Annotated in this window: 22 protein-coding genes and 1 pseudogene; 13 read left to right on the forward strand and 10 right to left on the reverse strand. The window is 53.9% G+C overall.

Going from position 1 to position 24,600, the window contains the following annotated elements; translation table 11 throughout:
• Positions 1–408 precede the first annotated feature (408 nt).
• Positions 409–2,454: a peptidyl-dipeptidase Dcp gene (dcp, locus tag AAIG26_RS03380; protein ID WP_343179656.1), complete on the reverse strand. Its 2,046-nt coding sequence runs from the start codon at positions 2,452–2,454 to the stop codon at positions 409–411.
• A 186-nt stretch (positions 2,455–2,640) separates the two neighbouring features.
• Between dcp and ydfG the strand changes: the two genes are divergently transcribed.
• From ydfG to ydfZ, 3 genes are all read left to right on the forward strand, one after another.
• Complete coding sequence (gene ydfG, locus AAIG26_RS03385) at positions 2,641–3,390, forward strand: bifunctional NADP-dependent 3-hydroxy acid dehydrogenase/3-hydroxypropionate dehydrogenase YdfG (protein WP_016496184.1); 750 nt, start codon at positions 2,641–2,643, stop codon at positions 3,388–3,390.
• A gap of 89 nt (positions 3,391–3,479) precedes the next feature.
• Complete coding sequence (locus AAIG26_RS03390; protein ID WP_016496185.1) at positions 3,480–4,166, forward strand: GntR family transcriptional regulator; 687 nt, start codon at positions 3,480–3,482, stop codon at positions 4,164–4,166.
• A 168-nt stretch (positions 4,167–4,334) separates the two neighbouring features.
• Positions 4,335–4,538 (forward strand): putative selenium delivery protein YdfZ, encoded by a 204-nt coding sequence (gene ydfZ, locus AAIG26_RS03395; RefSeq protein ID WP_016496186.1) that lies wholly within the window; start codon positions 4,335–4,337, stop codon positions 4,536–4,538.
• Positions 4,539–4,617: 79 nt separating this feature from the next.
• Here ydfZ and AAIG26_RS03400 read toward each other — a convergent pair whose 3' ends face one another.
• Positions 4,618–6,081: a mannitol dehydrogenase family protein gene (locus AAIG26_RS03400; RefSeq protein WP_343179657.1), complete on the reverse strand. Its 1,464-nt coding sequence runs from the start codon at positions 6,079–6,081 to the stop codon at positions 4,618–4,620.
• 563 nt (positions 6,082–6,644) lie between these two features.
• A complete protein-coding gene (locus AAIG26_RS03405; RefSeq protein ID WP_016496190.1) occupies positions 6,645–6,971 on the reverse strand; it encodes a YnfA family protein in 327 nt (108 codons plus the stop codon).
• A gap of 148 nt (positions 6,972–7,119) precedes the next feature.
• On the opposite strand from AAIG26_RS03405, the gene AAIG26_RS03410 reads away from it, so the two are divergent.
• Complete coding sequence (locus AAIG26_RS03410; protein ID WP_343179658.1) at positions 7,120–7,458, forward strand: DUF1283 family protein; 339 nt, start codon at positions 7,120–7,122, stop codon at positions 7,456–7,458.
• A 51-nt stretch (positions 7,459–7,509) separates the two neighbouring features.
• A complete protein-coding gene (gene speG / locus AAIG26_RS03415) occupies positions 7,510–8,070 on the forward strand; it encodes a spermidine N1-acetyltransferase (protein ID WP_016496192.1) in 561 nt (186 codons plus the stop codon).
• A gap of 19 nt (positions 8,071–8,089) precedes the next feature.
• Here the strand turns inward: speG and AAIG26_RS03420 are convergent, their stop codons facing one another.
• Both AAIG26_RS03420 and AAIG26_RS03425 read right to left on the reverse strand, forming a co-directional pair.
• Positions 8,090–8,800, reverse strand: coding sequence for a YnfC family lipoprotein (locus tag AAIG26_RS03420; protein ID WP_170956352.1), 711 nt, complete (start codon positions 8,798–8,800; stop codon positions 8,090–8,092).
• A 79-nt stretch (positions 8,801–8,879) separates the two neighbouring features.
• A complete protein-coding gene (locus tag AAIG26_RS03425) occupies positions 8,880–9,515 on the reverse strand; it encodes a LysE family transporter (protein WP_343179659.1) in 636 nt (211 codons plus the stop codon).
• 109 nt (positions 9,516–9,624) lie between these two features.
• Between AAIG26_RS03425 and AAIG26_RS03430 the strand changes: the two genes are divergently transcribed.
• The 6 genes from AAIG26_RS03430 (at position 9,625) to dmsD (ending at position 15,639) form a co-directional block, all read left to right on the forward strand.
• The gene (locus AAIG26_RS03430; RefSeq protein WP_343179660.1) at positions 9,625–10,542 is read left to right on the forward strand and encodes a LysR substrate-binding domain-containing protein; all 918 of its coding nucleotides are present in this window, start codon (positions 9,625–9,627) and stop codon (positions 10,540–10,542) included.
• A gap of 86 nt (positions 10,543–10,628) precedes the next feature.
• Entirely contained in the window at positions 10,629–10,910 is a 282-nt protein-coding gene (locus AAIG26_RS03435) for a DUF1161 domain-containing protein (RefSeq protein WP_016496196.1), read from the forward strand.
• 151 nt (positions 10,911–11,061) lie between these two features.
• Entirely contained in the window at positions 11,062–13,500 is a 2,439-nt protein-coding gene (gene ynfE, locus AAIG26_RS03440; RefSeq protein ID WP_343179661.1) for a selenate/tellurate reductase subunit YnfE, read from the forward strand.
• Positions 13,501–13,510: 10 nt separating this feature from the next.
• On the forward strand, positions 13,511–14,128 hold the full coding sequence (locus tag AAIG26_RS03445) for a DMSO/selenate family reductase complex B subunit (protein WP_045508601.1): 618 nt from the start codon (positions 13,511–13,513) through the stop codon (positions 14,126–14,128).
• Between the two features lies 1 nt (position 14,129).
• On the forward strand, positions 14,130–14,987 hold the full coding sequence (locus AAIG26_RS03450; protein ID WP_343179662.1) for a dimethyl sulfoxide reductase anchor subunit family protein: 858 nt from the start codon (positions 14,130–14,132) through the stop codon (positions 14,985–14,987).
• A 40-nt stretch (positions 14,988–15,027) separates the two neighbouring features.
• Entirely contained in the window at positions 15,028–15,639 is a 612-nt protein-coding gene (gene dmsD, locus AAIG26_RS03455; protein ID WP_343179663.1) for a Tat proofreading chaperone DmsD, read from the forward strand.
• Positions 15,640–16,035: 396 nt separating this feature from the next.
• Here the strand turns inward: dmsD and AAIG26_RS03460 are convergent, their stop codons facing one another.
• Positions 16,036–18,855 (reverse strand): RHS repeat domain-containing protein, encoded by a 2,820-nt coding sequence (locus AAIG26_RS03460; protein ID WP_343179664.1) that lies wholly within the window; start codon positions 18,853–18,855, stop codon positions 16,036–16,038.
• Positions 18,856–19,391: 536 nt separating this feature from the next.
• Here AAIG26_RS03460 and AAIG26_RS03465 point away from each other — a divergent pair.
• Together AAIG26_RS03465 and AAIG26_RS03470 are read left to right on the forward strand one after the other, a co-directional pair.
• Entirely contained in the window at positions 19,392–20,348 is a 957-nt protein-coding gene (locus AAIG26_RS03465; RefSeq protein WP_343179665.1) for a sensor domain-containing diguanylate cyclase, read from the forward strand.
• A gap of 99 nt (positions 20,349–20,447) precedes the next feature.
• A complete protein-coding gene (locus AAIG26_RS03470) occupies positions 20,448–20,615 on the forward strand; it encodes a hypothetical protein (protein WP_343180350.1) in 168 nt (55 codons plus the stop codon).
• On the opposite strand, the pseudogene AAIG26_RS03475 reads toward AAIG26_RS03470, so the two are convergent.
• The 4 genes and pseudogenes from AAIG26_RS03475 to AAIG26_RS03490 all read right to left on the reverse strand — a co-directional run.
• Positions 20,580–21,388, reverse strand: a pseudogene (locus tag AAIG26_RS03475) (RHS repeat protein); the annotation flags it as partial. The gene AAIG26_RS03470 and the pseudogene AAIG26_RS03475 overlap by 36 nt on opposite strands.
• Positions 21,389–21,524: 136 nt before the next feature.
• Positions 21,525–22,220, reverse strand: coding sequence for a dethiobiotin synthase (gene bioD, locus AAIG26_RS03480; RefSeq protein WP_045513380.1), 696 nt, complete (start codon positions 22,218–22,220; stop codon positions 21,525–21,527).
• Between the two features lie 125 nt (positions 22,221–22,345).
• Positions 22,346–23,566: a sugar metabolism global transcriptional regulator Mlc gene (mlc, locus tag AAIG26_RS03485; RefSeq protein WP_016496211.1), complete on the reverse strand. Its 1,221-nt coding sequence runs from the start codon at positions 23,564–23,566 to the stop codon at positions 22,346–22,348.
• 129 nt (positions 23,567–23,695) lie between these two features.
• Positions 23,696–24,592: a LysR substrate-binding domain-containing protein gene (locus AAIG26_RS03490; protein ID WP_016496212.1), complete on the reverse strand. Its 897-nt coding sequence runs from the start codon at positions 24,590–24,592 to the stop codon at positions 23,696–23,698.
• Positions 24,593–24,600 lie beyond the last annotated feature (8 nt).

The raw sequence follows: 24,600 nt of genomic DNA on the forward strand, positions 1-24,600 counted from the left end.
TTAGCACAGCCACTTTCTCAATGCCTGCGTAATGCCACAGAATGTTAAGCCGTAAAATCAGGTTCTTTAATTTGGCTTAATGAGAGGGATAACGCTATGCCAGGAAGTGTGAACCAGCCCGCAATTTAATAAATGAAGTGGGTAAAAACAGGGATTTGAACCGTGGTGATTTAAGAAAAACGCCAGAGGCCTTTAAGAAAAAAAGCCTCTGGCGATACAGATTTCGGTGATGCCGGGTGCCTCCCGGTGAGTCTGCTCCAGCCCGCAGAACTCGCTTTCACCCCAAAAAGGTATGACTGGTAGCCCCTCCGCGCAGGGGGATTCATCACCACGTTCACGTTATTTGCCGGGCATATTCAGGTCAATGCTCTGGCGGGTTATGTAAGTTTTTAAAGCAATTTTCTTGCGCTATTCACTCAATCCCCGGTTTTTCAGCATCGGTTCGATCTCAGGATCGTGACCGCGCCACTGGCGGTAAAGTGCGGCAAGATCTTCGCTGTTACCACGGGATAAAATCGCTTCACGGAACTTCTGCCCGTTTTCACGCGTTAGCCCGCCCTGCTCCACAAACCACTGGTAACCATCGTCTGCCAGCATTTGTGTCCACAGATAAGCGTAATAACCTGCCGCATAACCGCCGCCGAAAATATGGGCAAAATAACTGCTGCGATACCGCGGCGGAACCGCTGCCACATCAAGATGCTCTTTGCGCAGCGCTTGTGCCTCAAAACTCTCCACATCGCTTACGCTCTCACCATCTGCCAGCGCATGCCAGTTCATATCCAGCAGCGCTGCGCTCAACAGTTCGGTCATGTCGTAACCTTTATTAAACTGCGTGGCGCGTAACATCGTCTCGCGAAGGAGCTCCGGCATCGGCTCGCCGCTTTGGTAGTGGCGGGCATAGCGGGTAAACACCTGCGGCTGGCTGGCCCAGTGCTCATTGATTTGCGACGGGAACTCGACAAAATCACGCGGCGTATTGGTGCCGGAGAGGCTGGCGTAGCGCTGGCTGGCGAACAGACCGTGCAGGGTGTGGCCAAATTCATGGAACAGCGTGATAACGTCATCCCACGAAAGCAATGCCGTCTGCCCGGCTGCGGGTTTCTGGTAATTACAGACGTTGTAAATCACCGGTCGCGTGCCGTTGAGCGTTGACTGCTCGACAAAATTGCCCATCCATGCGCCACCACTTTTTGAGTCGCGGGCGAAATAATCACCGTAGAACAGCGCTAATCCGGCGCCATCCGCGTCAAAAATTTCCCATACGCGAACATCCGGATGATAGACAGGAATATCAAAACGTTCAGTAAAGCGAAGACCAAACAGCTGGCTCGCGGCCCAAAAAACGCCTTCGGTGAGCACGGTATTGAGCGCAAAGTACGGTTTGATTTGTGATTCATCCAGTGAATATTTCGCCAGACGCACCTGCTCGGCATAGAATGCCCAGTCCCAGGCTTGCGCGGTAAAACCGCCCTGTTGCGTATCGATAACCTGCTGGATATCAGCCAGCTCACGTTCAGCACGGGCACGCGCGGCGGGCGCGATATTTCGCATGAACTCCAGCGCCGCCTGCGGCGTTGCCGCCATCTGATCGGCAATCTTCCAGCTGGCAAAATCGGCAAATCCGAGGAGTTTCGCCTGCTGCGCACGTAACTGCACAAGGCGCAACACAATAGCGCGGGTGTCGTTGGCATCCCCTTTTTGCGTACGCAACCAGCTCGCGTTAAACAGATTTTCACGCGTCTGGCGATCGCGCAACGCCGCCAGCGCCGGTTGCTGCGTGGTATTCAACAACGACAACAACCAGCGATTTTCCAGCCCTTTGGCTTTTGCTGCCTCGGCAGCGATGGCAATCTCTTCTGCACTCAGGCCATCAAGTTGATGAGCATAATCCACCACCAGCCCACCGGCTTTATCCGCCGCCAGCAGCCGCTGGTTAAACTGGCTCGTCAGGGTGGCTGATTCGGTGTTCAGCGCTTTCAGCGTCGCTTTGTCCTGCGCACTCAGTGTTGCGCCCGCCAGCATAAAGCGCTGATAGGTGGTTTCCACCAGACGTAAAGATTCGGCGTCCAGAGAGAGCGCGTCGCGCTGCTTCCATACCGCTTCCACGCGGGCAAACAGAGCGTCGTCGAGGTAAATATCGTTCGCCAGTTCAGCAAGCTCGGTAGAAAACGCCTCATCGAGCTGTTGTAAAAAATCATTGGTATGGGCCGATGTCATGGCAAAAAAGACGCTGGTGACATAGGTGAGCAGCGCACCGCTGCGCTCCAGCGCCAGCAGGGTGTTGTCGAAATCCGCTGGCGCTGGATTTTGCGTGATAGCGGCGATTTCAGCGCGTTTTTGCCGTACTCCTTCATCAAACGCCGGGCGGTAATGCTCCTGATTAATGACGTCAAAAGGCGGCGCCTGGTAAGGCAGTGTGCTGGCAGAAAAGAAAGGATTAGTGACCGACATATTTCGCTCCTGAATGCGGTGATTCTTCTCAGAGTAGGCATCCGCCGCGCGCATCGCAATCATTTCTCTGCTTTTGCACATGAGCCGGCGATTTTTGCCACACTGTATGCGGGATAAGTTGTGTTACCGCTATAAAGCGGTGCATGCTATGTCACTACACCACAAAATGCGTTGAGGAACAGTGAGATGATTATTCTGGTTACCGGGGCAACCGCGGGTTTTGGCGAAGGTATTACACGCCGTTTTATTCAGAACGGCCATAAAGTGATTGCCACAGGTCGTCGTCAGGAACGTTTGCAGGAACTGAAGGACGAACTGGGCGATAACCTCTATACCGCACAACTGGACGTGCGTAACCGCGCGGCGATTGAAGAGTTTATTTCTGCTCTGCCTGCCGCGTGGCGCGATATTGATGTACTGGTTAACAACGCAGGCCTGGCGTTGGGTCTGGAACCGGCACATAAAGCGAATGTCGACGACTGGGAAACCATGATCGACACCAATAATAAAGGTCTGGTGTATATGACACGCGCAGTGCTGCCGGGCATGGTTGAGCGTAATCGCGGCCACATCATCAATATCGGTTCCACCGCCGGTAGCTGGCCCTATGCAGGCGGTAACGTCTATGGCGCGAGCAAAGCCTTTGTGCGGCAATTCAGCCTGAACTTACGTACCGATCTTAGCGGCACCGCCGTGCGTGTGACCAATATCGAACCGGGCCTGGTGGGCGGCACCGAGTTTTCGAATGTGCGCTTTAAAGGCGATGATGCGAAAGCCGGAAAAACTTACGAGAACACCACAGCACTGACGCCGGAAGACGTTACCGAAGCGGTGTGGTGGGTCGCCACGTTGCCGAAGCATGTCAATATTAATACCCTCGAAATGATGCCAGTCAGCCAGACATATGCTGGTCTTAGCGTCCACCGCGAAGGGTAATTTCCACGCCCGGCCTGCGGGCCGGGTATGGGATGTACGGTAAATTAATGGTATGGTAGACCGGTTAACCCCTTAAAAAGTAAGAGCGAATGGCCGCTGAAACGCAACTCAACCCTACACAGCCCGTCAATCAACAGATTTACCGCATCTTACGGCGGGACATCGTCCATTGCCTGATCCCACCGGGCACGCCGTTGTCTGAAAAAGAGGTGTCGGTGCGCTTTGACGTGTCACGCCAGCCAGTACGCGAAGCTTTTATTAAGCTTGCTGAAAACGGCCTGATCCAAATCCGCCCGCAACGCGGTAGCTACGTCAATAAGATCTCCATGACGCAGGTGCGTAACGGCTGCTTCGTTCGCCAGGCCATTGAATGCGCCGTCGCCCGCCGCGCCGCAACGATGATTGATGACAGCGCCTGTTATCAGCTGGAGCAAAACCTTAATCAGCAGCGCACTGCGATTGAGCGTAAACAACTGAATGACTTTTTCGAGCTGGATGATAATTTCCACCAGAAGCTGGCGCTCATCGCCGACTGCCAGTTAGCGTGGGACACTATCGAAAATATTAAAGCGACCATCGACCGCGTGCGCTATATGAGCCTTGATCATGTTTCGCCGCCGGAGATGCTGTTGCGCCAGCATATGGATATTTTCTCCGCGCTGGAAAAGCGCGATGCTGACGCCGTTGATCGCGCCATGACGCTGCATTTGCAGGAAATCAGCGAGTCAGTAAAAACTATTCGCCAGGAAAACCGCGACTGGTTCAGCGAAGAGTAATCCTTCCCCCTTCTTATCTCCGCCAGGTCACATTTTTTTCCGGCAAAAAAGTGTGACTTTGATCAAAAACAAAAACTCACTGGCTCAGGGGCGTATTTATAAGGCGTCCATTTCGGGGACATCTTCTGCCCCGTTTCGTTTTGCGGATTTCAATAAGGAGAAACCACCATGATGACGTATGATCGTAACCGTAACGCTATCACCACCGGCACGCGCGTGATGATTAATGGCACTGGCCGCACCGGTAAAATCGTCGCGATTCACGCCGAGGGGTTAAACCCCGCGCAGGTGCGCCGTAGCAAAACGGTGGAAGTGGAAGGCTGTGAAGGTAAATTCGAACCGGTTGAACTGATTCGTCTTGGTTTGCACTAAGCGGTTGAAAAAAGCGTGGTGAAAAAAGAATGCCGCCGTGGCGGCATTCACTGTTTCTGTGTTGAGTTAAGACTCGCAGTTAAAGTGTTGCAGCGTACTGCGCCACCGTAGCTTTCGCGCCTTTCTCCAGCAGTGTCAGATAGGCTTTTTTCACCTGCGCCACAAAGGTTGCGTCTTTCGGCAATTCATTGCCAAAAATCGCCTCAATGCCAAGCAACGCCTGCACGCGGGCTTCACCTTGCGCGCTGCTGTTAACCGCGCTCTGGATCACTGTCAGCAACGGATCACACACTTCAATCGCTTGTCCCTGTTCGTCGACTCCGCCGACATAGCGCATCCAGCCGGCAATCCCCAGCGCCAGCAGGGAGAAATCTCGCTGATGCACTAAATGCCAGCGCACAGAATCCAGCATACGCTGCGGCAGTTTCTGGCTACCGTCCATGGCGATCTGCCAGGTACGGTGACGCAGGGCGGTATTGCTGTAACGGGCGATCAGCAGATCGGCGTAATGCGCCAAATCCACGCCCTGCACTTTCAGCGTTGGCGCCTGCTCTTTCAACATCAACGCGTGCGCGGCGCGACGGTAATTCTCATCTTCCATGCACTCATTAATATGTTGATAACCCGCCAGATAGCCCAGATACGCCAGGAAGGAGTGGCTGCCGTTCAGCATGCGCAGTTTCATCTCTTCAAACGGCACAACATCTGCCACCAGCTCGGCCCCCGCTTTTTCCCACGCCGGACGACCCGCCACGAAATTGTCTTCAATCACCCACTGGCGGAACGGCTCACAAGCTACACCCGCGGGGTCGCGCACACCGGTCAGTTGCTCGATTTTATCCAGCGTTTCGGCAGTCACCGCCGGAACAATTCTGTCTACCATGGTTGACGGGAATGTCACATTGGCTTCAATCCAGTCGCCCAATTCTGCGTTCACCGCGTGTGCATAAGCGCAGACCACATTGCGGGTGACATGGCCGTTTTCCGGCATGTTGTCGCAGGACATCACGCTGAACGCCGGTAAACCGGCGGCTTTACGGCGCGCCAGAGCTTCCACTATCACGCCCGCGGCCGATTTTGGCTGCTGCTGATTTTGCAGATCGCCGACAATTAACGGGTGATCGAGCATCAATTTGCCGGTCGCCGGAGAGTGGCAATAGCCTTTCTCGGTGATGGTCAGCGAAACAATGGCAACCTGCGGTTCGCACATAGCGGCAAGCACGGTTTCCAGACCATCCACCTGTGCGTGCAGCGCGCGTTTTGCTACGCCAACCACACGCGCAGTCCACGCGTCGGCAGACATTTCCGCCACGGTATAGAGGTTATCCTGCTGCTTGAGATCGGCAATTTGCTGCTCACCGCCAATCAAATTGACCTCGCAATAGCCCCAGTCACTGCCATGCTCTGCGGCAAGAATATCGGCATAAACTGACTGATGCGCGCGGTGAAACGCGCCAAAACCGAGATGCACAATGCGCGCAACCAGTTTGTTACGGTCATAAGTGGGTAGCGTGGCTTTCGCCGTTAATAGCCTGTTTTCCATGGTGAGACTCATCTTATTAAGTGAAACAGTGGTTCAATAGATTACGGACTGCGGTAAACCAGACTATGATTTGCGACAGGATTTGCGGACTACACCAACTAGAATGGTAACCAAATGTTTCAAAACGCTACACATTTACCTTTGTGATTCAGGCAATGCGTTGAGAAGATGAAATTACGCGATAGCGCAGATGTTCCGGCGTTCCGGCGTTCCGGCGTTCCGGCGTTCCGGCGTTCCGGCGTTCCGGCAAAAAGCGTTTTAAAAATATTCGCGCCCGCGAACAATACCTGAAGCGTTCGAAGAGTAAATGAATCCCTTTGCAGGTGACGGATATCATCTTAAACAGCCTTACTGAACCGGGCATGTTGAAGACATTCCTGCCAGGTCAAACGCTGTCGCCGTGCCCCATTTTCTTCAGAAGTTCTACGCGCCTGACGCGATTTCACGCGCCGGTGCTGCCTTAGCGGTTATTTAAACTGTGCTAACAGAATGAAATCAGGAGAGAAACAAAGACCGCATGCGAACAACGGTGCTGTCACGCTGAGTATCAAAAACGGCGTACATTATGCACGTCCCCAGCCAGCCACGATGATCAACATCCCACACATGGCGATGAGCGCCCCAAGCCAGTCGTGAACACTGAGTTTGACGCCGTCGACCACACGTAGCCAAATCAACGCGGTGCATACATACACGCCGCCGTAAGCCGCGTAAACGCGCCCACTGGCCGCCGGATGCAGCGTTAACAACCACACGAACATGGCCAACGCGAACGCCGCGGGAATGAGTAACAGTGGCGTAGCGCCGCGTTTTAGCCATAACCAGGGCAAAAAACAACCGACAATTTCACACAGCGCGGTGGCAAAGAACAGGAGTGTGGTTTTCAGCATCAGAGGCACGTTGATTCAAACTTGGTTGAACTATCATACCTGATAATGCTCTGAGAGTGAGTCCCGGCTGGCTATCCCGTGTGGCTGAGATCGCATAGAATAGAGTGATATGGGCATCTTGTTTCTCCCTCAAATTAAGGAAATCGCAATGACTAAAACACTTAGCAAACGCCTGTGCCTCACCGCAATGCTGACGCTGGGTGCCATCGTGTACACCACCTCCGCACTGGCCGAAACCAATCGTCTGGTGATTGAATCCGGCGATAACGCGCAAAGCCGCCAATCCGCAGCGATGGAAAAAGAGCAATGGAATGACACCCGCAGCCTGCGCAAAAAAGTGAACAAGCGCGTGGAAAAAGAGTGGGATAAAACCGATGTCGCGTTTGATGCGCAGGACAAATGCCAGAAAAGTAGCAACCTCAACGCTTACTGGGAACCCAATACCCTGCGTTGTCTGGATCGCCGCACCGGACAGCAAATTCGTTAACCGCCCCGGGCGCTCGCGCGCCCGATTTCCGCTTACGTAAAAGGACTTTTCATGAGTGACGCTTACACCGTCCGCCTGCGCCCGCTCGAGCGCGAGGATTTGCGCTTCGTTCATCAACTGGATAACAACGCCAGCGTCATGCGTTACTGGTTTGAAGAACCCTACGAAGCCTTCGTTGAACTTTCTGACCTGTATGACAAGCACATTCACGATCAAAGCGAACGCCGTTTTGTGGTCGAGTGCAATGGCGAAAAAGCCGGATTAGTGGAGCTGGTTGAAATTAACCACGTTCACCGCCGTGCGGAGTTTCAGATAATCATCTCCCCGGAATATCAGGGCAAAGGGCTGGCATCAAAAGCCGCGAAGCTGGCGATGGATTACGGTTTTACGGTACTGAACCTGTATAAGCTCTATCTGATTGTGGATAAAGAGAACGAAAAAGCGATTCACATTTACCGCAAGCTGGGGTTTATGGTCGAAGGTGAATTAATCCATGAGTTCTTTATTAACGGTGAGTACCGCAACACCATTCGCATGTGTATTTTCCAGCAGCAGTATCTTGAAAACCACAAAACAAGCGGCCCGACGCTACTGAAACCCACCGCGCAGTAAAGCACGGTGGTCAGCGGCATCAATAATACTCGATGGTGTTTTTGATGCTGTATTTGTGCGACACCTGTGGCGTAACACTTTCGTCCACAATCTCCAGGCTGCAACTCACCGGGTTATCATGGCTGTCGTATTCACAGGCCTGTTTCACATTGCCCAGCGGCTTATCGTTCAGCGTGCTGACAGAGGTGTAATCCAGCTTTTTGCGCTTATCTTTCGAAGGCGTAGACACAACAGACAACGTCGCGTCTTTCGATGTCGTGGTTTTTCCCAGCGGGTACCCTTCGTCGTCATAGCGGTATTTAACCTCTATCTCCTTGCCCGTTGCGCGAACCACAAATCCGTTATCGTCGGTATCCCAGGTCACGCCCGCTGCCGGGAACTCCGCCAGTTGGCACTTGCCCTGCAAACGCAGTCGTTTTTCCTTCGATTCCGCCTCGAGATAGTAGTTGGCATCCAGCACCAGCGACACGCCGCTGTTATTTTCCAGATCGTGCAGTTCAAGCGTATCGAAACATCCCTCTTTCGACATCGTTCCGGTAACGCGTTTCGTGACTTCACCTTTATCGTTAAGCAACGTCTGGCTGAAATCTTTAACCGGGCCACGCAGCGGATCAAAATCGAATTCATTCGAGAAGCTCGCCATTTCCGGCGTGAATGAAACGGGTCCCTTCGGCTTATCGCATCCGGCAAGCGCCACCGCCAGAGAGATAAGTAACAGCTGTTTTTTCAATGGGTTCACCACATTCTTCTTTTGTAATGCGCTTATATTAGCAAAAGCTTTATAACTTAGGGCAATGACTTCTTTGTGGCTATGCCTGGTGGCTGGCGAGTAACAACAGCGAATAGCCTGCGCCACCCACACCTGTTAGCAATAAAATCAACGATGAGAAGGTAGCAAAACGCCCACTTTGCCTCGCGGGTAACCAGCGTTTAACGGCCAGGATATAGAGCGTTAAGACACTAAAATCCAGCACTACCCAGATGGCGGTAAGCAACGTGATGCTGGCGGAGAAATCACCGGTAATGCCGGTAAACTGCGGGAAAAAAGCGATAAAAAACAGAATATCCTTTGGGTTAGCGATGGCCGTCATAAATCCCGCAACAAACCCGCCCTGCCCGCTATTGTGGGTCATCCCCGTGCCTTTTTCACGCCGCAAGGCGCGCAATGCCTGCACAGCGCTAATCGCAATAAAGAGCGAACCCGCCGTTGCTACCAGATTTAGTAGCCAGCCCGAGAGCGTGACAACGCCCGCCAACGTTAACCCCGCCAGTGCGATTAATACCAGCGAGGCCAGATTAGTGCCTGCCAGCGTTAAAAACGCGCGCGCGTGGTTGCCCCGCGCTGCCGCCGCGCACACCAGCGCCACCACCGGCCCGGGCGTTGCCAGCAACGTCACTACCACACCGATGTATGTTCCCAGCAGCACCACATTCAGTGATCCCATCCTCTCCCTCCTTTTATTTATTGAGGAAGTATCACCGGAAAGCGCGGGCCTGAAAAACGAGTTAAACTGCCGTTCGCTATGCAAAAAACTCACAATGGATAACGAACAAATGAACCAAAACCTGCCTCCACTCTACGCACTACGGGCGTTTACCGTTGCCGCACAAATGGCATCATTTAGCCAGGCAGCCCTTTTTCTCAATGTCACCCCCGGTGCGGTAAGCCGCCATATTCGTACCCTTGAAGAGTGGTTTGGGTGTCGTTTGTTTCTGCGCCATGGCCCGAAAATTACCCTGACCGACGCAGGAAGCCAGCTGGCTGTTCGTTTACAGGACGGTTTTTTGCAACTGGAAAATGCCTGCCAGACACTGCGCAGCCACCAGCATCAACTGCGGCTCAAAGCCCCGTCGACACTGACAATGCGCTGGTTATTAGATGTGTTAAATGCCTTTCGCCAGCAGCACAGCACACCGCAGATTGAGATCAGTAGTGTCTGGATGGATATCGATACCGTCGATTTCCGCACCGAACCCTTCGATTGCGCCATTCTGCTGGGCAATGGCCATTTTGGTGAGTACACGCAAAGCCTGCGCTTATTTGATGAGTGGCTGATCCCGCTCTGCGCCCCGGCGCTTAAAGCGCTGGCGCAACGCGATCTGAGCAGTTGCGCCTTGATCCATCCGTCGCGCGATCGCCGCGACTGGCGGCGCTGGCAAGCCGGGAGCGGTTTATTTCCCACGCTCGTCCCTAGCGGCGGCGCGGTTTTTGACACGCTGGAACAAGCCTACCAGGCGGCGATCGGTGGTCATGGCGTGGCGGTCGGCGATCTGCTGCTCAGCCTGCCCGCCCTGGCGCAAAATCAGCTAACGCTGCCCTTCCCGCAAGCAATAAGCACTGGCGATAGTTACTGGCTGGTATGGCCAAAAGATTCGCCGCGCAAAAAGAATATTGACCGTCTGGGCGAATTCCTCCTCACTGCCGTCCCGGTCGATTTCCCGCCGGAGGTGGAGCTATTAAAACAGCGATAGCGGCTTATTCAGATGATTCAGATATTTACCTTTTGCAGGCATCGCAGGTGCTAAGCTTAGAGCGGGTAAAACAGAAGGAGACGAGGATGCATTATTCACGTTGGCTTTGCGCATTACTGCTGGTGGGTGCTGTACCGGCGTTCGCCGCGCCGGACTCATGCGAACGGGTTAAAACCGATATTCAGCAACGTATTATCAATAATGGCGTGCCGGAAACGGGATTTACGCTAACCATCGTGCCTAATGATCAGGCTGACCAGGCAGGTTCGCAGGTCGTCGGTCATTGCGCCAATGACACCTACAAAATTCTCTACACCCGCAACAGCGGCGCCGCTCAGCAGAGCGAAGAAAGCGCCGGCGCGCAGTAAATAAAATCCCCCTTCATTCCAGGGGGATTTCCCTCAACTTGATCACGCTTAAGATTCTTCTACTCCCTAATGATTAACATGATCACTTCATTAGCCTGCTTTTAATACACCAGGCAATTTCTTTTTATTATAAAAAATAATGGAGTGAGCTATGTCCGATAGTGAATACCAGGGAGGGATCAGCCGACGAACGTTGGTGAAATCCACCGCTTTAGGATCGCTTGCGCTGGCCGCCGGGAGTTTTTCCCTGCCCTTTGGCCTGCGTTCTGCCGCCGCTGCCGTGCAACAGGCGATGCAACCCGCGCCAGACAAAGTGGTGTGGGGAGCCTGTTCGGTCAACTGCGGTAGCCGCTGCGCGCTGCGTTTGCACGTCCGTGACAATGAAGTTTACTGGGTCGAAACCGATAATACCGGCGAGGATATCTACGGCAATCATCAGGTACGCGCCTGCCTGCGCGGCCGTTCTATTCGCCGCCGCATTAACCACCCGGATCGCCTGAACTACCCCATGAAACGCGTCGGTAAACGCGGAGAAGGCAAGTTTGAACGTATCAGCTGGGACGAAGCACTGGATACTATCGCCAACAGTTTGAAAGACGTGGTGCAAAAATACGGCAACGAAGCGGTCTACATTAATTACTCCTCCGGCATTGTCGGCGGCAACATTACCCGCTCTTCCCCTTCGGCGTCGATTATTGCCCGCCTGATGGCGATGTATGGCGGTTTTCTCAACCAGTACGGCACTTACAGCACCGCGCAAATCTCCTGTGCGATGCCTTACACCTACGGTTCCAACGACGGTAACAGCACCTCGGATATCGAAAACACCAAACTGGTGGTGATGTTCGGTAACAACCCGGCGGAAACCCGCATGAGCGGCGGCGGCATTACCTATTTCCTTGAGCAGGCGCGTGAACGCTCAAATGCGCGGATGATCGTTATCGATCCGCGTTATACCGACACGGCCGCCGGACGCGAAGATGAGTGGGTGCCCATTCGTCCAGGTACCGATGCCGCGCTGGTTGCCGGTATGGCGTGGGTGCTGATTAACGAAAACCTCGTCGACCAGGCGTTTCTGGATAAATATTGCGTCGGCTACGACGAAAAAACGCTGCCTGCCGATGCGCCCGCCAACAGCCATTACAAAGCTTATATTCTCGGCCAGGGCGAAGACGGCATCGCTAAAACACCGCAGTGGGCATCGCGTATCACCGGTATTCCCGCCGATAAAATCATCAAACTGGCGCGGGAAATTGGCAGCGCCAAACCGGCTTATATCTGCCAGGGCTGGGGGCCGCAGCGCCAGGCCAATGGCGAACTGACCTCACGCGCCATTGCCATGTTGCCGATCCTCACGGGTAACGTCGGCATCAACGGCGGCAACAGCGGCGCGCGTGAATCCACCTACACCATCACCATCGAACGCATGCCGATGCCGGAAAACCCGGTGAAAACCTCGATTTCGTGCTTTACCTGGACCGATGCCATTGCGCGCGGCCCGGAGATGACCGCCAAACGTGACGGTGTACGCGGTAAAGATAAGCTTGATGTGCCGATTAAATTTATCTGGAACTATGCCGGAAACACCATTACCAACCAGCACGGCGATATCAACCGTACTCACGACATTCTGCAGGACGACAGCAAGTGCGAAATGATCGTGGTCATTGAGAACTTTATGACCTCATCGGCGATGTATGCCGACATTCTGCTGCCAGATTTGATGACCGTCGAACAGGAAGACATCATCCCCAATGATTATGCCGGGAACATGGGCTACCTGATTTTCCTCCAGCCCGTCACCGCGCCGAAGTTCGAACGTAAACCGATTTACTGGATAACCAGCGAAATCGCTCGCCGCCTGGGACCGGATATTTACCAGAAATTTACCGAAGGTCGTACGCAGGAAGAGTGGCTGAAATACCTGTACGCCAAAATGGTCGCCAAAGATCCGCAACTGCCCGCTTATGAAGACCTGAAAGCGATGGGTATTTATAAGCGCAAAGATCCGAACGGCCACTTTGTTGCCTATAAAAAATTCCGCGACGACCCAATCGCCAACCCGCTGAAAACCCCCTCCGGCAAAATTGAAATTTACTCCAGCAAGCTGGCGGAAATTGCCAACAGTTGGGAACTGGATAAAGACGAAGTGATTAGCCCGCTGCCGGTTTACGCCTCAACCTTTGAAGGCTGGGACGATCCGGCGCGCGAAAAATTCCCGCTGCAATTATTCGGTTTTCACTACAAAGCACGTACCCATTCCAGCTACGGCAACATCGATGTGTTGCAGGAAGCGTGTCGCCAGGAGGTGTGGATCAACCCGATCGACGCCGAACGGCGCGGGATCAAACAGGGCGACATGGTGCGCGTCTTTAACGACCGCGGGGAAGTCCGTATCGCCGCGAAAGTGACGCCGCGCATCATGCCGGGCGTCAGCGCCATGGGCCAGGGGGCCTGGCATCAGGCCAGTATGGACGGCGATCGCATTGACCACGGCGGCTGCGTGAACACGCTGACCACGCACCGGCCTTCGCCGCTGGCGAAAGGCAACCCGCAGCACACCAATCTGGTCGATATTCAAAAGGTTTAAGGAGTAGCCGATGACAACCCAGTATGGATTTTTTATCGATTCTGCCCGGTGCACCGGTTGTAAAACCTGCGAACTGGCCTGTAAAGATTACAAAGACTTAACCCCGGATGTCAGTTTCCGCCGCGTGTATGAATACGCGGGCGGTAACTGGCAGGAAGATAACGGCGTCTGGCAGCAAAACGTCTTTGCGTATTATCTGTCGATTTCCTGCAACCATTGTGAAGATCCGGCGTGCACCAAAGTCTGCCCGAGCGGTGCAATGCATAAGCGGGAAGACGGGTTTGTGGTGGTGGACGAAGATGTCTGCATCGGCTGTCGCTACTGCCATATGGCCTGCCCGTACGGCGCGCCGCAATACAATGCGGCAAAAGGTCATATGACCAAATGCGACGGCTGTTATGACCGCGTTGCAGAAGGGAAAAAGCCCATCTGCGTGGAATCCTGCCCGCTGCGCGCGCTCGATTTCGGCCCGATTGACGAATTGCGTAAGCAACATGGCGAACTGGCCGCTATCGCCCCGCTTCCGGCATCGCACTTCACGAAGCCCAATATTGTCATCAAACCAAACGCCAACAGCCGTCCGACGGGGGATACCACCGGCTATCTGGCAAACCCGCAGGAGGTGTGAGATGGGGAACGGATGGCATGAATGGCCGCTGGTTCTGTTTACTGTGCTCGGTCAGTGCGTGGTGGGCGGATTGATTGTGACTGGCTTCGTGTGGATGAACGCCAGAGATGACAATAGCGGTCAGGTGCGGATTGTCCGCAGCCAGTTTTTGCTCTGGGTGTTGATGGGCATCGGTTTTATCGCCTCAATGATGCACCTCGGTTCACCGCTGCGCGCGTTTAACTCGCTAAACCGCATTGGCGCCTCGTCACTGAGTAATGAAATTGCCGCCGGATCGCTGTTTTTCGCCGTCGGCGGTTTCTGGTGGCTGCTGGCCTGGCTTGGCAAACTGCCCGCTGCACTGGGGCGCGGCTGGCTGATTATCAGCATGGTGCTGGGGGTGCTGTTTGTCTGGGCGATGACGCGGGTTTACCAGATTGATACCGTGCCGACCTGGCATAACGGCTACACCACTGCTGCATTTTTCCTCACCATGTTGACGGGCGGGCCGCTGCTGGCGGCGTTGCTGCTGCGGCTGGCGGGTATGCGTTTTCCGGCCCCGCGTTTTGCCGCCATCAGCGTTGCGGCACTTATCGCAAGCGCTGCCGTGGTAATGTTGCAGAGCATGCAGCTTGGCGAAACCCACAGCTCAGTGCAGCAAGCTGTCGCGCTGGTGCCAGATTACGGCCTGTTGCAGGTGGTGCGTTTACTGCTGGTCGCCCTCGGTCTCGGTTGCTGGATCTGTCCGCTTGTAATGCGCAGACAGCCGAAAGCCAGCAGCTTGCTGGTCGGCGTTGTGCTGGTGGTAGCCGGTGAAATCATTGGCCGTGGTCTGTTTTACGGCCTGCATATGACCGTTGGCGTTGCCGTCGCGGGTTAATCACAATGCGCGGGGAAACCCGCGCTTTTCAGGAGAAAGCATGACGGACGCAACCCGCGAGTCTTTTATTTTTACCGCCCGCGTGCTGGGCGCCCTTTTTTACTATCCGCCGGAGAGTGAACCCTCCGCGCCGCTCGTCGCCGCGCTACGCAGTCGCGAGTGGCTGGAACAGTGGCCTTTACCACAAGAGGCGCTTATTCCGCTGGCAGAGGCGTTTGCGCAACCATGTAACGAGCCGCTTAATGAGGCCTGGCAACGATTGTTGATCGGCCCGTGGGTGCTACCCGCGCCGCCGTGGGGTTCGGTCTGGCTGGATAAAGAGAGCGTGTTATTTGGCGACTCGACGCTGGCGCTGCGCCAGTGGATGCGCGACAACAATATTGCGTTCAATAGCGGGCAAAACGAGCCGGAAGATCACTTCGGCACCTTGCTGCTGATGGCGGCGTGGCTGGTGGAACAAGGCAAAAACAACGCCTGCGATCAATTACTGGCCTGGCATCTGCTGCCGTGGAGCGGGCGGTTTCTTGCCGAGTTCTGTGATAACGCGCAGCACCCTTTTTTCATGGCACTCGGGCAACTGGCGCAATTAACGCTGGCGCAGTGGCGAGAGCAGTTGCTTATTCCGGTGGCGCAAAAAACGCTGTTTCGCTAACGTCGCCGCCACTGACGTTTAGAAAGCAGCGGTTACGCCACACCCGTTCAGGAAATGTTACCCCCTATAACACGCCCGGAAAGATCGCCGGGCTTTATGCACTGTTACGCACCTAATAATGCCGGTTATCGAAGACGAAGCACTGGATTCGTCAAAGCGAAACTACTCTGCGCGTGCTTAGATGATTATATGAAAGTAACACTTGCCAGATGCCGATTGTCGATTGTCGATGAAGAAAGCTGTCATTATGGCAGGAGCGTGTTGCGGAATATTTAAACCAAAGAAAAACGCAACGAGCATTTACTATTTAAATAATAGCCAAACCGCATTAAATAATGCCGACTAGGTTTACTAACCTAACCGGCACTCCAAACCAACAACTCAACACTGAATTAATTAGCCAATATACATATGAGTATTCGAACCCGCAGCTCTGGATGAAAATTCGTTTTTTTGCAAAAAGCGTTTAATACGACCATGGCGCAATCTTAAACTAAAATGCTCATGCGCATGTAGTTTTTCACGACCAAGACTTAATGCTATGACAGCTAAATTATCTGCATTATGAATAGCCGTTTTCAAACGACTTAACCCAGCAGGTCTTACATCTGCTCCTTTACCAATAATGTCACTGTCCATTTCCCCATACCATTTCTGAAATCCAAGAATAGCACTTTCTATAAATTTATTAATATCATTAGTTGCAATCTTTTTTGTATAAAAATAATCCATACTTCCTTCTGATTTATATACTTCACTCCATTTAGCACTACGATACAAACCGCTAAAATGCGAAGTTTCATGTAAAAGAGTTTGTATATTCCTTATGTCACCTGCTTTTTCTAAAAAGTTGTTGGTAAAAAAAACATTCCCTGCATGTTTACCTTTCTGATCCGCATACACATATGCATTGACGCGTTCAGAACCTTCACTTGTATCATATATAAATGAGGCTTTCGCCAGCTTTGCGCGCATAAATTTAAACCTACCTAATAACTCATCTTTAAATCTTGAAGTCTTCACTTTAGTTTTGGAGGTTGTACCTTGTAAAACTTCTCTAATCCTTTGTTTTGTATCTCCTGATATTTTTTTATCACTAAGTTTTGCGATCGCAGCATCCAATACACCAAGTGCATTGGTGCGCTGATATTCTATTTCAACATCTTCAACCGGCGTAAAGTCATCGTCATTTCCATTAAAACTATTAAGCCCCTGATGGTCATTCAATATCACAGGATTATTCCTCACCATTGTGAACAGGTTTAGACCATCCACCGTCCCCGCCGGGTCTGCGGAAAGCCACCGTCCCGCCCACGGCTGATAATAGCGGTAGCCGTAGTAATAAAGCCCGGTTGCGTCCTGCTCTTTACCTGAATAGCGGATGGTTTTGTAATCCGCCTCCAGCTGACTGCGCGAGGTGAATAACGCCGTGCCGCCGAACGGGTAATACTCCTCCTGGCTGATGAGTTCGCCACTGCTGTCCACTTCGAGGCTGCTGCTGCCGGTGAGGTTGTCGTAGCTGTAACGCACCGCGTCATTGCTGATACCTTCAGGCTGCCCGCCTTCCCAGTGCAGAACGCGTACCTGCGCGCGTCCGGCAACACCGACGGTTATCACCTGTAACGCCTCTGTGGCGCTGCTGCGCAGTTCCAGACCCGGCAGATAAACCACCCGTCTGGTCTGCGGGCCGTTGCCGGTCAGCTGCGAGGTGATTTTCACGATGCGCTGGCTGCTGGCGTCGTAGCGGTAACGTTCGCTGTCGTCCGCTGCACCACTGCGGGTGACGGGCGTGACTTTTTGCAGTTCCTGTCGCGCCGTCCACAGCAGGCTCTGCCCCGGTAAAAGCTGTTTCTGCTGGCCACCGGCAGTGAACAGCGCCTCCACATCCGACGGGTTTTCGGTGAGTGCGCTGAGCACCGCCCGGTTGCTGCGGTCGGATACGGTGATACTGGTGGTGTAGTTATTGCCGGACGCCGGGGCGCTGTGCTGAATTTTCGTCAGATTACCGGCGTTATCGTAGGTGTAGATGCGGGTGTAGTTTGTGTACGTGGCGTTATCGAAGGAAGTGAAATCAGGCAGGTTACTGCTCTGCTGTACCGCATTTGCCATTTCGCGTCCGCTGGCGCTGACCAGCTGGTACAGGCTGTCGTAGGCGTAGTGATTTTCGGGAACGACTTCCTGATTGCGCCAGAAACGCGTCTCCTCAGCATCGTTAGTAATCACCAGCACGTTACCCACCGGGTCGTATTCGTAGCGCAGGTCCTGCAGCACTTTTGCCGGTGTCATACGTTCGGTTTTAATGCCCACCAGCCGCTGCGTTTCCGCTTCATATGCGTACGTAGTTACCACGCCGTTGCCGTGCTCCTCGCGCAGTTTCTGCCCGGCAGCGGACCAGGTCAGGGATTTCACGATTACCTGCTCGGAACCGCCACTGACTGTCAGCCAGCTGCCTTTCAGCAGACCCGCCACGTCATAGGCCACGCGCTGGATATTGCCTTTCGCATCGGTGGTGGTGAGTACATTTCCGGCCGCGTCCACCGTGCTGGTTGTGGTGTGGGTTTCGCCCGCCAGCAGGTCGTTCCACGCGGAAGCATCCGCACCCTGCCAGTCTGCGTCGGCATCGTCCGGCAGCAGCTGGCGCGTGACGGCAAGCGGCACGCCGTTCAGGGAAACGCTGGTCGTGGAAAACAAACCTGCCGGGTCGTAGTGGCTGACAAGCTGGCCTGCAAGATTGTGGCTCTGTTCATCTGCGGAATGACCGCCCCGGACAAACCGCTCCGTGACGCGCGCGCTGTCGCCGGCAACCTGCTCGGTAATGCCGAGCAGTCGTCCCGGCAGGTCTGCCGCTTCATACTGAAAGGTGCGGGTGACGGCGACACTGCGGTCATTCCCTGAGCCAATATTGCTGACCTGCAAAAACGCCCGCCCGGAGGCGTCATTCAGGGCAACCGTGGTTCCGGCATCGGCACTCTGCGTACGCAGCGGCGTGCCGTTCAGGTCGGGGACATAACTGAAATTCGCCAGTCCGGCGGCATACAGACGCGGGTCGGCACTTTGTGACGGCAAACCGCGCGCGTCAAACTGATGGCGGGTGATGCGCTCGTCGGTGGTGTCCGGCGTTTCCGGATGGCGATGATACGTGATGTCGCGTACCGCCAGGCCACGGTTATCCAGCACCGTGACCGACGGGGTTTTACTGTAAAGGGAAAGACTCATGGAATACTCCGTTAGATGTTAGGCAACCAAAATGGTCACCGAAAGTATAGTTGACGGCCTCTGCAAAGTTTGTCGGATTTGATTTATATGTATTTTCAGAGGCGTTCCCATTCTGCACTGGGCTGGATGACGCCATCCGAATTCGCTGAGAAGTCTGCCGGTTGGCAGAATATGCAGCCATCATGAAGCCGGTTATTCCTGATTACGACTGGATCATATTCGGGGTCAGGGTCAACAGTCAAAATGCCCTGACAACCGCTCATTGAATCGCCACGGGTTAAACAGGCACCCCATCCCCACCAACCCGACGTTTTGTCTGCGATTCAGTGATGTTTAACTTTCTACTAAAAGAGGGGGTTGTGAGCTGAAAGGCTGCGACAGGTGAAAAGCAGGCGGGATCACATGTCGTGCACCGCGTAGCAAGCAGGCTGTCCATTATCGTTTGAACTATATTGTTCTAATGACGTGGAAGGCTTAGCCAGTCTGGATGCAGTCAACGTAGCTGACACAAAGCAAGTATATCTCTGCGAGGCCGTATGAAATTTCCAGGAATCCCCGAAAATGAAGAAGAACGATTAAAGTCTCTCCATCTGGCAGACCTGCTGGATACAGGTGCCGATGAACGTTTTGATCGTTTAACTCGCCTTGCAAAAAAGGTCTTCCAGGTGCCTGTCGTACTAATAAGCCTGCTTGATCGCGAGCGCCAATGGTTGCTTGCATGTGAGGGGCTGGGTATTAAGGAAACGCCCCGTAACATCTCCTTTTGTGGTCATGCCATTTTGCAGGAAGGCCCCTTTATTGTTAACGACGCAGCTAATGATGAACGCTTCCATGATAACCCTCTGGTGACGGGTGAGCCTTACATCAGATTCTATGCAGGCTACCCGGTACATCTGCCTGATGGACAGGTAGCAGGTACGCTTTGTCTGATCAATACCACCCCCCGTGGCTTTAACGACGATGATATTGCCTCACTCAAGGATTTAGCCTTTATTCTGGAAGATGAATTCAGGGTGATTGGAATGGCCATGACAGATAGCCTGACAGGTATCGCTAATCGTCGTGGCTTTTACAGGACGGGGGAAAAACGATTCCGCAGCCTTGCTAAAGATAATGCGGCATTTAGCCTTATCTTTTTTGATCTGGATAGATTCAAACCTATCAACGATCTCTGGGGGCACGCTGAAGGTGATGAAGTATTAAAAGTATTCTCAGCGCTGTTGCACCAACATCTTGGTGCCGGAGATATCGTAGGACGTCTTGGTGGGGATGAATTCGCCGTTCTCGTTACGCAGCAGGCTCATGCTGATGCTTTCTTGAACAATCTCCGCAAGAGTGTGGATGAGTACAACAAAAAATCGGGTAAGCCGTACAACATTAATTATTCCTTTGGAATGTTGCATAGTGACGCGCGTCGTTACCAGTCGCTGGGGGAGATGATTAAAGAGAGCGACGAGGTGATGTACTCCGCAAAGCGTCGCAAGAGGATATAAGCGCACATCTTTCACAACTTGTCCTCATGCGTTCAGTAACAGGTAAGCGGAAACAGATTCCGCTCGTTCTTTCATCATTCTCCCCTTCTCTCTGCATGTTTGTTACTGCACGAAGCCCACATCACCATCATCTGGACAGCGGATAATTCGGGGGTAAATACGCCGCCGAACACCGGTAATCAGGTGCAGCCAGTGCTGCCAAACCCGGTGATTGTGGATCCGCTACCCGGCTGCGCCGTCGCGGGTAACGGGCCTGACCTGCTGTAATTCCTGGCGCGCCGTCCACAGCAGGCTCTGCGCCCGTAAAAGCTGTTTCTGCTGGCCACCGGCAGTGAACAGCGTTCCGACATCGGTCGGGTTTTCCGTAAACGTGCTGCGCGCACCGCGCGGTTGCTGCGGTCGGATACCGTCATGTTCAGGGTGTAGTTATTGCCGGACGCCGGCGCGCTGTGCTGAATTTTCGTCAGATTACCGGCGTTGTCGTAGGTGTAAGTGCGGTGTAGTTTGTGTACGTGGCGTTATCGAAGGAGGTGACATCAGGGAGGTTACTGCTCTGCTGTACCGCACTGGCCATTTCGCGTCCGCTGGCACTGACCAGCTGGTACAGACTGTCGTAGGCGTAGTGATTTTCGGGAACCACTTCCTGATTGCGCCAGAAACGCGTCTCCTCGGCATCGTTGGTAATCACCAGCACATTGCCCACCGGGTCGTATTCGTAGCGCAGGTCCTGCAGCACTTTTGTGGCGGAGACTCGTTCCGTTCTAATGCCAACAAGGCGCTGGATTTCCGCTTCGTACGAATATGTGGTCACCACGCCGTTGCCGTGCTCCTCACGCAGCTTCTGCCCGGCGGCGGACCAGGTCAGGGAGATAACTGAAATTCGCCCGCCCGGCGGCATACAGACGCGGGTCGGCGCTCTGTGACGGCAAACCGCGCGCATCAAACTGATGGCGGGTGATGCGCTCGTCGGTGGTGTCCGGCGTTTCCGGATGGCGGTGATAAACGATGTCACGCACCGCCAGACCACGGTTATCCAGCACCGTGACCGACGGAGTTTTACTGTAAAAGGGATGTACTCATAAGATTCCCCGCTTAAATTGTCTACTTTTGCATCAAATGCAATAAAGAGTATAAGCGGAGAAACAGGAACAGCGGGCTATGAGCGAACGGCCCGCGTCAGGCCAGAATACGGTCGGCAACTAACATGCCGGTCGCCATTTGCAGATTAATGTATTGCGCCAGATCACGCTGTTCCGGGCGTGGCAGATACGGCAATTCACCGACCAGCGGCGCGGGCAGTTTTTTGCTCAGCACATTGATAATTTCGGCATAGTGCGCAAGCCCCGGATTGATGCGGTTCGCCACCCAGCCAATCAGCGGTAAGCCGTCGCTGGCGATGGCCTGCGCGGTCAGCAAGGCGTGGTTAAGACACCCTTCCTGAATACCCACCACCATAACCACCGCCATCTGCTCCTGCACCACCCACTCCGAAAGCGGGCGTAAGTCATTCATTAAGCTACGCCAGCCGCCGGTGCCTTCCACAACCACGTGATCGACGCGATCGCAGAGATCAGCCAGGCCATTCGATAACAGGGTGTAATTGATGGGGCAACTGTGCGCAACGCTGCTCTCTTCTTCGCTTAATGCGATGGGGTTGACCGCCTGGTAAGGCAGCTCCAGTGACGAAACGCTTTGCAGCACCAGCGCGTCTTTATTGCGCAGCCCTTCCGGCGTCTCTTTGCTCCCTTTGGCAACAGGCTTGTAACCCGCCACCGTTTTACCACTGGCTGCCAGCGCCTGGAGTAGCGCGCGGGACGCCACTGTCTTCCCGACAGAAGTGTCTGTACCCGTTACAAAGAAACGCTTAAGCATCACTCATCCCACCGTTGTTCTACGAAAATATAAACCAGGAAAATAATTCAGTGGGGAAAGTCTAAGATAACTGCCTGGGGGCAAGATTGAGGTAGCGCAATTTTTATGGCAACAGTGTAAAAATGTTACCCCTGCAACAAACGGATAAGTAAAGATCCGTTATACATCGCGTCTTTTACCAGCGCCGCACCGGCCATGGTGCCCTGGTTGGTAAATTGCGTGCTTTCCACGCTAATGTGCTGGCTGTATGCGGGCAACGCCTGCTGGCGAATGCACGCGGCAATGGCGGGAAAAAGCACGTCTGCCGCTTTGCTGAGCGGCGATCCAATCAGTATTTTTTGCGGGTTGAACAAATTCACCATGATGGCCAGAATGCGTCCAATGTTCGCACCCACGCCGCTAATGATATCTTTCGCCAATAAATCGCCCTGCTGCGCAGCCTGGCAGAGCCACTCCACGGTCAGCGGTTTTTGGTGCAGCATCGAACTCATTGACTGGCTCATGCGCAACTGCGCCAGTTCCAGCACGCTCTCGACGCTGGCGATGGTTTCAAGGCAACCGTGGTTGCCGCAATAACAGCGTTTGCCGTAGGGATCAACCTGCGTGTGGCCAATCTCCACCAGGCTGCTGCTTCCCGCATGCAACAAACGCCCGTCAGTAATCACCCCCGCCCCAACGTTGTGATCGATAACCACCTGAATCACATCCCTTGCTCCGCGCGACGCGCCAAACAGGGCTTCGGCCATCGTCCATGCGCTGATGTCATGCTGGACATACACCGGCACGCCAGTGTGCTTTTCCAGCGCTTCACCCAGCGGCATATCTTTAACATCGTCATAAAAGGGCATGCGATGAACGATACCGTTTTCGGTATCAATAATGCCGGGCAGCGTAATCGCGATGGCGGTCAAACGTTCCAGTTTGTTCTGATGGCGGGTAAAGAAGCGGTCAATATGCAGAATAATGCGATCCAGCAGCGGTAGTTCATCCACCAGCGCTAACTCAAGGCGGTCTTCGACGACCAGTTTGCTGCTCAGATCGCGCAGGGAAAGAAAGATCTCTTCCCGGCTGATGCGCAAAGAAAGGTAGTGCCAGGCTTCGGTCTCAACCACCAGCCCGACCGCCGGACGCCCGCGGCTGCCAGGCTCCTGGATTTCCGTCTCCTGCACCAGGTGGGCTTCGAGCATTTCACGTACTATTTTCGTAATACTGGCCGGAGCAAGTTGCGCCAGGCGTGAGAGATCGATGCGCGATACCGGGCCAAGCTGATCAATCAGGCGGTATACCGCCCCCGCATTGGTCTGCTTTATTTGATCAATATGCCCAGGCTGACTATCAGCAACCACCTCTGACTCCCTTATTTTCACGCTTCGAAATAAACGTTCGGCTATGGTGAAACACTTCACTGGTCGCCGTCAAATATTTACCCCGGCGTGTGATTTACAGCACATTTTGCAATGACTTATGTGCAAAATTTATCCGTCAGCCGCGGTGATCAACTGCTGCTTAAAGCGGGCGGCAGCGCTGCCCTGCTCATGATGTTTTGACCAGACTAACCACATTTCTGATACCGCATCCGCTTCAATAATCGGCACCCAGCGCATTTCCGTTAGCTGCACACGCCGGAATGACGCCGGTAAAATCGACACCCCTAACCCGGCCGCCACCAAGCCGATAATGGTCATCGCTTCGCCCACTTCCTGCGTAATGGTTGGCGCCAGCTGATAACGGCGCATCAGGCCGAGGATCTCGTCATACAGACCGGTACCGACATGCGGATCGAAAAAGACAAACGGCTCCTGTGCCAGTTCCACCAGCGACACCGCCGAACGCGCCGCTAAAGGATGATCTTTGTGGATCATCGCCAGCAACGGCTCACGCAGGATCACATCCCAGGCCAGCGTCTCCGGCAACGGCGTGTTACGCATCAGCCCCAAATCCAGCAACCCTTCATTGAGCGGCGAGATCTGTTCACGGGTATTGATTTCGCGTGTCTGGATATGTACATCCGGGTAACGCTGGCGGAACGAAGAGAGCGTGTCGGAGACCGCTTTTATGAACGGTGCGGAGGAGGTAAAACCAATGCGCAGCTCCCCGGTTTCCCCCTGGTGTAGCCGCATGGCGCGTGCGGCGGCTTCATCGACCTGGCTTAAAATTTGCCGACTATCTGCCAGAAACTGCCGCCCGGCAGGCGTGAGTGACACACTACGGTTGGTGCGGGCAAGCAAGCGCGCACCAACTTGTTGTTCAAGGATCTGGATTTGCTGGCTTAACGGCGGCTGCGAGATATTCAGCCGCGCCGCCGCATGACCAAAATGCAGCTCCTCGGCAACGGCAATAAAGTAACGTAAATGACGCAGTTCAATATTCATATTTAATA

The sequence above is a fragment of the Kosakonia sp. PSU_27 genome, assembly GCF_039409795.1.
GTDB lineage: Bacteria > Pseudomonadota > Gammaproteobacteria > Enterobacterales > Enterobacteriaceae > Kosakonia.